The 9,072-nt window shown below is 63.0% G+C and carries 12 protein-coding genes; 5 read left to right on the top strand and 7 right to left on the bottom strand.

Translation table 11 applies throughout. From position 1 onward, the window contains the following. Positions 1-160: 160 nt before the first annotated feature. The 3 genes from msrQ to dapB all read right to left on the bottom strand — a co-directional run bounded on the left by msrQ (position 161) and on the right by dapB (position 2,563). Positions 161-778 carry a protein-methionine-sulfoxide reductase heme-binding subunit MsrQ gene (gene msrQ / locus EP867_RS01130; protein ID WP_128486362.1) on the bottom strand — a complete coding sequence of 206 codons (618 nt, stop codon included), beginning with the start codon at positions 776-778 and terminating at the stop codon, positions 161-163. After that, positions 779-1,678: a protein-methionine-sulfoxide reductase catalytic subunit MsrP gene (gene msrP, locus EP867_RS01125; RefSeq protein ID WP_128486361.1), complete on the bottom strand. Its 900-nt coding sequence runs from the start codon at positions 1,676-1,678 to the stop codon at positions 779-781. It abuts the gene before it with no gap. Between the two features lie 75 nt (positions 1,679-1,753). Further along, positions 1,754-2,563 (bottom strand): 4-hydroxy-tetrahydrodipicolinate reductase, encoded by an 810-nt coding sequence (dapB, locus tag EP867_RS01120; protein ID WP_128486360.1) that lies wholly within the window; start codon positions 2,561-2,563, stop codon positions 1,754-1,756. Positions 2,564-2,674: 111 nt separating this feature from the next. Between dapB and rbfA the strand changes: the two genes are divergently transcribed. Further along, entirely contained in the window at positions 2,675-3,115 is a 441-nt protein-coding gene (gene rbfA, locus EP867_RS01115) for a 30S ribosome-binding factor RbfA (RefSeq protein WP_128486359.1), read from the top strand. After that, on the top strand, positions 3,105-3,863 hold the full coding sequence (locus tag EP867_RS01110; protein WP_128486358.1) for a phosphodiester glycosidase family protein: 759 nt from the start codon (positions 3,105-3,107) through the stop codon (positions 3,861-3,863). Before rbfA ends, EP867_RS01110 begins: the two co-directional genes overlap by 11 nt. Positions 3,864-3,868: 5 nt before the next feature. Here EP867_RS01110 and dalA read toward each other — a convergent pair whose 3' ends face one another. After that, positions 3,869-4,417 carry a divisome-associated lipoprotein DalA gene (gene dalA / locus EP867_RS01105; protein ID WP_456071341.1) on the bottom strand — a complete coding sequence of 183 codons (549 nt, stop codon included), beginning with the start codon at positions 4,415-4,417 and terminating at the stop codon, positions 3,869-3,871. Positions 4,418-4,626: 209 nt separating this feature from the next. Between dalA and EP867_RS01100 the strand changes: the two genes are divergently transcribed. Together EP867_RS01100 and EP867_RS19735 are read left to right on the top strand one after the other, a co-directional pair. Next, positions 4,627-5,241, top strand: a complete 615-nt coding sequence (locus tag EP867_RS01100; RefSeq protein WP_128486356.1) for a L,D-transpeptidase — start codon at positions 4,627-4,629, stop codon at positions 5,239-5,241. 144 nt (positions 5,242-5,385) lie between these two features. After that, on the top strand, positions 5,386-5,562 hold the full coding sequence (locus EP867_RS19735) for a hypothetical protein (protein ID WP_164888727.1): 177 nt from the start codon (positions 5,386-5,388) through the stop codon (positions 5,560-5,562). A 104-nt stretch (positions 5,563-5,666) separates the two neighbouring features. On the opposite strand, the gene hemH is transcribed toward EP867_RS19735, so the two are convergent. Together hemH and EP867_RS01090 are read right to left on the bottom strand one after the other, a co-directional pair. Beyond that, a complete protein-coding gene (hemH, locus tag EP867_RS01095) occupies positions 5,667-6,731 on the bottom strand; it encodes a ferrochelatase (RefSeq protein WP_128486355.1) in 1,065 nt (354 codons plus the stop codon). Positions 6,732-6,825: 94 nt separating this feature from the next. Beyond that, complete coding sequence (locus tag EP867_RS01090; protein ID WP_128486354.1) at positions 6,826-7,665, bottom strand: methyltransferase domain-containing protein; 840 nt, start codon at positions 7,663-7,665, stop codon at positions 6,826-6,828. 24 nt (positions 7,666-7,689) lie between these two features. Here EP867_RS01090 and EP867_RS01085 point away from each other — a divergent pair, with 24 nt between their 5' ends. Beyond that, a complete protein-coding gene (locus EP867_RS01085; protein WP_241656779.1) occupies positions 7,690-8,424 on the top strand; it encodes a double zinc ribbon domain-containing protein in 735 nt (244 codons plus the stop codon). 36 nt (positions 8,425-8,460) lie between these two features. On the opposite strand, the gene EP867_RS01080 is transcribed toward EP867_RS01085, so the two are convergent. Continuing rightward, the gene (locus EP867_RS01080) at positions 8,461-9,015 is read right to left on the bottom strand and encodes a YqgE/AlgH family protein (RefSeq protein WP_128486353.1); all 555 of its coding nucleotides are present in this window, start codon (positions 9,013-9,015) and stop codon (positions 8,461-8,463) included. Positions 9,016-9,072 lie beyond the last annotated feature (57 nt).

Genomic DNA, 9,072 nt, shown 5'->3' with positions numbered 1-9,072 from the left:
CCACAACCTGCATCCGTTTCCGTCTGCCCCGCTGCGGTGAAGGGGTATCTATGGCCTTCACTCACCGGCCGCAAGAGCAAAATTCAAAAAAGTTAAGATTTTCGATTTTTATTCGGAACCCGGTGCCGGGGGCGCGCCTTTTCCTCATTGCCTGTGGTGTTCAGGGGCTGCGGAGCCTCATGCCCCTGAACAGCCTCAGAGCGGAAAGCAGCGCGATGCAGCCGGCATAGATGAGCGCTTCCGCCTCCCAGACCTTACCGACCATCAGAAAGTGCAGCGCGGCAAGCACGGCGGCGGGCCAGGTCAGCAGATGCAGGCGGCGCCAGCGCAATGGGCCCATGGCGCGCAGGGCGCGGTCCGAACTGGTCACCGCAAGAGGCAGGAGCAGCACAAAGGCCGTCATGCCGATCATGATATAGGGCCGTTTCGTCAGATCGCGCCCGATCTCGCCCCAGCGAAACTGCAGATCGAGGCTGAGCCAGACGAAGAGATGCAGCAGGCCATAAGTAAAGCAGAGAAGCCCGAGCGCCCGACGCCAGCGCATTAGGTTCACACCGCTGAAGCGCAGAAGTGGCGTCACCGCCAGAGAGGCGATGAGAAACTGCAGGGCATGCAGGCCAAAGCCATGTTCCAGCGCCTTGAGCGGGTCCGCCCCCAGTCGCCCGGTGAAAAGCCCGACCAGCAGCCAGAGCGCAGGCAGGAGGCCGAAGAGCCAGACCAGCGGGATCGGAACCGCCCGGAGCGCGGCATTCGCCTTTGGCGCAAAAGAGAGAGCCACTTAGTAATTCACCGCCAGATCCATACCCGCATAAAGACCCGCGACTTCCTCGGCATAGCCGTTGAACATCAGCGTGTCGCGGCGCGGCGCGAAAATCCCCTCTCCGATGCGGCGCTCACTCGCCTGGCTCCAGCGGGGGTGATCGACCCTGGGGTTCACATTGGCATAGAAGCCATATTCCTGCGGCTGAAGCCGCTGCCAGGTGGTGGGGGGCTGCCCGGAGGTGAGGGTGATTTTCACCACGGATTTGATCGACTTAAAGCCATATTTCCACGGCACCACCAGACGAAGCGGCGCGCCGTTCTGCTTTTCCAGCGCCTCACCATAAAGCCCCGTCGCCAGCAGCGTCAGCGGGTTCATCGCCTCATCCAGGCGCAGGCCCTCGACATAGGGGAAATCGAGAAGGCCGCGCTTGACACCCGGCATCTCTTCGGGCCGCGCGAGGGTTTCAAAGGCGACAAATTTCGCCCCCGGCTGAGGGCCAACCCGGTTCAGCAGCCCCGCCAGGGGAAAGCCGAGCCAGGGGATCACCATGGACCAGCCCTCAACGCAGCGCAGCCGGTAAATATGCTCCGCGACGGGCTGATCTTTCAGCACATCGGCCAGATCGTAACGGCCGGGCTTTTCAACCAGACCGCCGATCTCAACCGACCAGGGGTCAATCGTCATGCCGCCCGCATATTTCGACGGATCGCTTTTATCAAATCCGAACTCGTAGAAATTATTATAGGTGGTGATCGCCTCACGCGGGGTCAGATCGCCCGCCGGCTCCGCGGCCCGGGCGGCGACAGGGGCGAGGGCCAGAGCGCCTGCCGCGCCCAGAAAATGGCGGCGCGACAGAAAGAGCGATTTTGGCGTCACGTCTGACCAGCGAAGATCAGAAGGAGAGCGGCGGGGCATAGCGAACCTCAGGCTTGTACCTGATTATAGTGCCAAAACCGCGCCACTCTGCCCAATCACAAGTATAACAGCGCCTCAGAGGCCGAGGACATCCAGCATGTTATATTCGCCGGGCTTTTTGCCCTGCCCCCAGAGCGCAGCTTTCAGTGCCCCGCGGGCAAAGACGGCGCGGTCGGTGGCGAGGTGACGCAGAACGATCCGCTCTCCCTCCGTGGCGAAAAGCACGTCATGTTCGCCGACGATATCGCCGCCGCGAATAGCGGAAAAGCCGATGTGACCCCGCTCACGTGCGCCGGTGATGCCGTCGCGCCCGCGGTCTGATACATCGCCAAGCGCAACGCCCCGGCCCTCAGCCGCGGCTTCACCCAGCATCAGCGCCGTGCCGGAGGGTGCATCGACCTTGTGGCGGTGATGGGCCTCGATCACCTCGATATCCCAGTCGGCATCCAGCGCCTGAGCGACCTTTTTCGTCAGCTGCACCAGAAGGTTCACCCCAAGGCTCATATTGCCGGCGCGGATGATGGTGGCGTGACGGGCCGCTGCGGCGATTTTCTCAAGATCCGCGGCCTCAAGGCCGGTGGTGCCGATGACATGCACCGCACGGGCCTGGGCGGCGAGGGCCGCAAACTCCACCGTCGCAGCCGGAGCGGTGAAATCGATCACGGCCTGGGCTTTGGCGAAAACCTCAACCGGATCATCGCTGACCAGGACCCCCGCCGGCTGACCGCCGAGGCAGACGCCGATATCCTGCCCGACCCAGGGGTGACCCGCCCGCTCAAGGCAACCCGCCAGACGCAGCTTATCCGAGGCCAGTGCCAGACCGACGAGCATCCGGCCCATCCGACCCGAAACCCCTGTGATTACAATTCCCGGCAGATCCGACATGGCACCCTCATCTTCGGCAGCGTCTTTAGAAGTTGCCCCCTTCTAAACGTCGCAGCCCCTGGTGCAAAGCCGCCCGTTGCGGCGAAGGCCCAAAGCGCCTATCTGGAAGGCATGGCAAAGAACAGCATCTCCTCGGGCGCCGGCCCTTCTCAACGTCAGCTTCGCGTGGGCGAACTGATCCGCCGCACTCTGTCTGACGTGCTTGCGCGCGCGGATGTGCATGATCCTGACCTGAACCGTCACGCGATCACCGTGGGCGAGGTCAGCCTGTCGAACGATCTGAAGGTTGCGACGGCCTATGTGATGACCCTCGGCGGCAGTGATGCCCAGGCGGCGATTACGGCCCTCGCGCGCAACAAGGGCGAGCTGCGCCACCTGATCGGCAAACAGCTGACGCTGAAATATACGCCCGATCTGCGCTTCCGCCTGGACGAAACCTTTGATCGTCTGGACGAAACCCGCCGTCTCTTCGCGGATGAGCGCGTGCAGCGCGACCTTGTCGCCCGGGATGAGGATGCAGGGGATGCATCTGCGGGGGAAAATGATCGCTGACAGGCTGATCCGGGCCGCAGCGGCACTTTTGCTGTCGGCCACGGGCGCCCTGGGGGCAGAGCCTGGCCCCGCCTGCCGCGAGATCCCCTTTGAGGGGGTCCGCCACAGCGTCTGCGAGGTGAGTGCGGGTGCCGATCTGCGGCTTTTCCTGCGCGATGAAACCGGCGCGACCCTTGGCAGCTTTTCCCGAATCGATCAGAGCCTGGCCGCTGAGGGGCGGGCTTTGCGCTTCGCGATGAATGCGGGGATGTATCACTCGGATCGCAGCCCCGTGGGCCTTCACATCGAAGGCGGCCGCGAAATTACACCGATTGTGACCGCCTCAGGCCCGGGCAATTTTGGCATGACGCCGAACGGGGTCTTTTGCATCACCCAAAGCGGTGCGTTGGAGATCCATGAATCGCGCAGTTTTGCGAAATCGCGCCCTGACTGCCGCTTCGCCACCCAATCCGGGCCGCTTCTGCTGATCGACGGCGCGCTTCACCCGAGATTTCTGGCTGATTCGACCTCGCGCTACATCCGCAACGGGGTCGGTGTCAGCGCCGACGGAAGCCGGGCCTTTTTCGTGATTTCCGGCGGTCGGGTGAGTTTTCACGAATTTGCCCGTTTTTTCCGCGATGCGCTCGGGCTTCAACAGGCGCTCTACTTTGACGGGAACATCTCGCGGCTCTATGCGCCCGATCTCGGGCGCAATGACTTTGGTTTTGCCATGGGTCCGGTGATCGGACTGGTCGGGCCGCGCGACTGAACCGCTCAGACCGCGCCGAAAGCGGCCCCCGCGCCGGTGACGAGACACCACCAGATTTTGCCGCTGTTCTCCTGGAAGAAGGAGAAGCCGATCTCGCGCACATCGGCCTGCATCAGCACATTGCGGGTATCCGCATCCGCCATCCAGGCGGCAAGAGTCTCGGTCTCGTTTTCATAGGTCTCAGAGATCAGCTCTCCCAGGACCTGGCCCCGATAGCCCACACGCTGTGCGCGCTGCAGCGGCGAGGAGCCGTCAGAGCCGAAGTGCCAGGGGCGGTTCTGGACCGACATATCGCGGGCATGTGTGGCTGCAGCCGCATTCAGCTCAGCGCTCAGCTGAACCGGTGCCTGCCCCCGCGCCTGGCGCAGCGCGTTGACCGAATCAAGCATGCGCAGCTGCAGACGCCCCTCATCGGCGGGGCTGAGACGCAGCACCTGCGGCAGCGGCTTTCCGTCCGGGCCCAGCCGCCCGGCACCGCCGCCAACTGTCTGGCCGCAGGCGGCTAGCATCAGCGTGGAGAGAAGCGAGACGACCAGTTGACGACGCTTTAGCACGAAGACCATCCTCTGAAAGTGGCGCAGGACGCGCAGGGGCTGCGGGCCAGTAGCATGAAACGGCCCCTTTCTGTCAATTCCGAGGCTTAAGGACAGGCTTTTTCCTGCCTGGCCCCGCAGATTGACAGCCGTTTGATTTGCGCAGGCGGGACGGCAGACGTAAAGGAGATACATTCCGATGTATCGATGTATCTCCCGAAGGAGTGATAATGTCGCGCGATCTGTTCCCCAATCCCGGCCGTCGCCTGTTCCTTGGCTCGGCGGCAGCGGCTGCCGTGACAGGCCTTGCCGCGCCGGCCCTGGCGCAGCTTGCAGGTGGCAACAGCACTGAGATGGAATCTGCCGTCAGCGCCTCGCGCCGGCATAATATCTCAAGCTTCCGGATCCTGCAGTGGCAGCCCTATTTTGAGAACCTGAAGAACGGTGCGATCCTCGCGGACCTGACCTCGCGGGCGCTGCACTTCTGGTCGGAAGATCAGTCGGTCTACCGCCTCTATCCGACCTCTGTGCCGCTGAGCGATGATCTGACCCGCAAGGGCCGCACCACGATCACCAAAAAAGACCCGGCCCCCAGCTGGACCCCGACCCCCTCGATGCGCCAGCGCAACCCGGAATGGCCGCCGCATATCAAAGCGGGTGACCCGGATAACCCGATGGGCGTGCGCGCCATGCATCTGAGCTGGACCTACTACCGGATCCACGGCACCCACGACACCCGCAAGATTGGCCGCCGTTCATCCAACGGTTGCATCGGGCTTTATAACGAGCACGTGCTGGAGCTTTATGACCTCTGCAAAGTTGGCACTCAGGTGTTGCTGATTTGACAACGTGGCGATAATGCCACAACGGCACCGCTTTCCACCGTTGCGTTTTTTAAGCGCCGATGGTTAGGAGTGTAATACGAGGCATAATGTTCGCGTCCGTCGTCTCCTCAATCACCAGGCGGCGGGTTTACCTGGAGGTTTACTATGAAAAAAATCGCTCTCGCAGCAGCTCTGTCGCTCGCAGCTTCGACCGCCTTCGCTGGTGGCCTGGTTGCTCCGGTTGTTGAGCCGGAAGTCGTTAAAGCACAGACCTCGTCGTCCTCGGGCATCCTGGTCCCGCTGCTGCTCCTGGTCGTCATCGCTGCTGCTGCTGCGAAGTAATCCGACCGGATTATGAAAAGGGCGTCCTTCGGGGCGCCCTTTTTGTTTGCCCGGAAGGGTAAAAGAAAAAGGCGCCCCGCGGGGCGCCTTTCTTATTCTGCGGCTCAGGCCACCCAGCCCTGCAGGTTCTCATCAATAACGGCCAGCAGCGCTTTGATATGGGCCTCGTCATCATTCAGGCAGGGGATATAGGTGAAGCTCTCACCACCCGCATGAACGAAAGCTTCCTGAATCTCGCCCTGAATCTCTTCCAGAGTCTCGATGCAATCGGCTGAAAAGGCAGGCGCGATGACGGCGATGTTCTTTTTACCCTGCTTTGCCAGTTCGGCAACATGCTCGACCGTATAGGGGCGCAGCCATTCTTCCGTGCCAAAGACCGACTGGAAGGAGGTGTCGATATCCTCTTTCGCCCAGCCCAGACGCTCGCGCAGCAGGCGCGTGGTCTTGTGGCATTTGCAGAAATAGGGGTCACCTTCCATCAGATAGCGCTTCGGCATGCCGTGGTAGCTGGCCACCAGAACATCCGGACGTTTGGGCAGCGCCGCATAGGCGCGCTCGACCGATTGCGCGAGCGCATCGATATAGGCCGGATGCTCAAAGTAATCCGGCACCGTCCGCGAGGCGGGCTGCCATTTTTCTTCCATCAGGGCGCGGAAGAACTGGTCGTTGGCGGTTGCCGTGGTTGCACCGGCATATTGCGGATAAAGCGGGAAGAAGACGATCTTATCGCAGCCCGCTGCCACCATCTCACGCACCTTCGATTTCGTCGAAGGATTGCCGTAACGCATGCAGAAGTCGACCATGACCTGATCGCCGTAGCGCGTTTTCAGACCTTCGGCCACCTTCGCGGTCTGATCGCGAGTGATGGTCATCAGCGGGCTCTCATCTTTCTCTTTGTTCCAGATGAGCTTGTAGTTCGCCCCCGAGGTGAAGGGGCGTTTGGTCAGGATGATCAGCTGCAGCAGCGGCTGCCACTTCCACTTCGGATAATCGATCACCCGCTGGTCCGAGAGGAACTCGTTGAGATAGCGCCGCATCGACCAGTAATCGGTCTGATCGGGGGTGCCGAGATTGGCCAGCAGCACGCCGACCTTCGCCGGTTTCACCATGGGGTGATCTGCAGGGGCATGCGCCGGGCGCAGATTGCCGGTCCGGGTCGCGTCAGACATGTGAAATTCCTCTGGCAGCAAAGCTTGAGCAGACAGGCGTCAGGCAGAGCCCGTCAAAAAGTTGCCCTTTCAAATAAGGCGAAATCGCCGCAGGTCAATCACTGTCGCTGCGACCGATCGCCCCTGAAGTCAGGGGCGGAGCGGCATTCAGGGCCTCGGCAAGACTATGCGCGGCAGAGCCGGGCCGCAACGGCTTCTGCTGGCTTTCATGGGGCTTCCAGCCGGTCAGATAGACCATCTCAAAGGTCGCCGCGATGCGGTCCCCCTCGGGGAAGTGCTCGCCATAAAGTGAAGCGGCCCGCAGGAAAATCCCGCGCCCGGTGAAGCGGCGCAGGCGGTCGTTCAGGGCATTCACCTCGCCCATATCGCGCAGATCCCGCATCAGGTGGAAAAGATCGCGGTAGGCGACCCGCTGGCTTTGCGAATCTGCCACCGGCAGCGCAAGGCCTGAGCGCTGCAAAAGCCCGCCCAGATCGCGGATCTCAGCCATGGGCAGCACCCTGGGCGCAAGGCCCCCGCGCATCTCTGATTCCGCCTGGGCCAGCACCGCGCGCAGTTCCGAGAGCGTCTGCCCGCCAAACAGCACCGCCATCATCAGCCCGTCGGGGCGAAGCGCGCGGGCGCATTGGATCAGTTGCCCTACCGGATCATTCGACCAGTGCAGCGACAGCGCATGCACGACCAGATCCTGGCTTTCGGGCGCCAGATCAAGGATTTCAGCGTCCGGGATGATCCGCGCCCCCCCGATCCGCCCGGCCCAGACCTCAGGCCAGGGGGTGACAATCGTCACATCCGTAAAGGTTCTCTTAACCTCACTCAGGCGATCCTGCACCTCATCGGCCACCAGCTCGTGCAAAAACAGCGCAGGCTGACGGGCGGCGCGGGCACGGTTGCGGGCAAGGGCGGCTGTGTCGGTCAGGATCGGGGCGCTCATATCGGGCACCTAAAGGGGGGAGGCATGGAAATTCAAGCCCTGCCGGCCATAAGGGCGCTGATCCGGACGATCTGGCCGGCACAATGCCTTGTCTGCAGCGGGGCTGTCGATGGGGATGGCGGGGTCTGCCCGGCCTGCTGGCCGGAGCTGCCGATGATCTCTGGGCTCTGCTGCGGGTTTTGCGGGGCACCGCTTCCCGGCGCCATTACCGGGACGGAGAGCAGCGAAAACCTGGCCTGCGACGACTGCCTGCGCAACCCGCCGCCCTGGACGGCGGGGCGGGCGGCTTTGCTTTATGAGGGCGCGGCCCGGCAGCTTGTCCTGCAGTTCAAACACGGCGACCGCCCGGATCTGGCCGCGGCGCTGGCCGCGCGGCTGCATCATGCGATGCGCCCCCTTGTGCGGCGTGGTCCGATGCTGATCACTCCGGTCCCTCTGCACCGGATGCGCTTTCTGCGGCGGCGCTACAACCAGTCGGCTCTGCTGGCCCGCGCCCTCAGCCAGCGGCTGGGCTGGCCCTGGTGCCCGGATCTGTTGCTGCGCAGGCGGGCCACGCGGCTGCAGGACGGGCTCAGCCGGGAGGAGCGGCGGGACAACCTGCACCAGGCACTGACGCTTAATCCGGCGCAGTCTGCCCGGATCACAGGCGCCCCGGGCGGACGCATTCTGCTCATCGATGATGTGATGACCTCCGCGCCACTTTGTCAGAGGCGAGCCGCTGCCTGCAGAACGCAGGCGCGGCGGAGGTCTTCACCCTGACCCTGGCACGGGTGGCCAAAGCCGTCTGACGCGGCCTCAGGCCCGCCCGCCCGAAGCGGAAAGCACCAGAGGATCAATCCCCATGGCCGCCAGCGCCCGCGTCCACTTGCCCGCATCCGCAGCGCTGAAGATCAGATCCGGGGCAGCTTCGCCCACCAGCCAGTCGCTGCGGGCGATTTCGCCTTCAAGCTGCCCCTCGCCCCATCCCGCATAGCCCAGCAGCATCAGCGCCTGCTGCGGCCCCCGCCCGGCGGCCAGTTCACTCAGCACAGAGTGTGTGGTCGTCAGCCCGTAGCCACCTTCGACCGGCATGGTGCCATCAGGGTCCCGCCAGTCATCGCTGTGCAGCACAAAGCCGCGTCCGGTCTCAACCGGCCCGCCAAACTGCACCGGAACGGGGCGCGCAGAGCCCTCTTCGGTAAATTTCAACTGTCTTAACAGCTCCGAGAACTTCAGCCCCGGCAGCGGCTTATTCAGAATCAGCCCCATCGCCCCTTCCGCCGAATGGCTGCAGATCAGGATCACGCTTTTTTCAAAACGCGTGTCCCCCATCGCGGGCATGGCAATTAAAATCTTACCGCTCAAATCCATAGCGGACGTCCTTTGGCTGCTCCTGCGACAGGTTGGCCCCGCCAGGCGTTGCATGCA

Source organism: Falsigemmobacter intermedius, from assembly GCF_004054105.1.
GTDB lineage: Bacteria > Pseudomonadota > Alphaproteobacteria > Rhodobacterales > Rhodobacteraceae > Wagnerdoeblera > Wagnerdoeblera intermedia.
The sequence above is the reverse complement of the archived record's forward strand: the minus strand, read 5'-3'. Positions and strand labels throughout refer to the sequence as shown.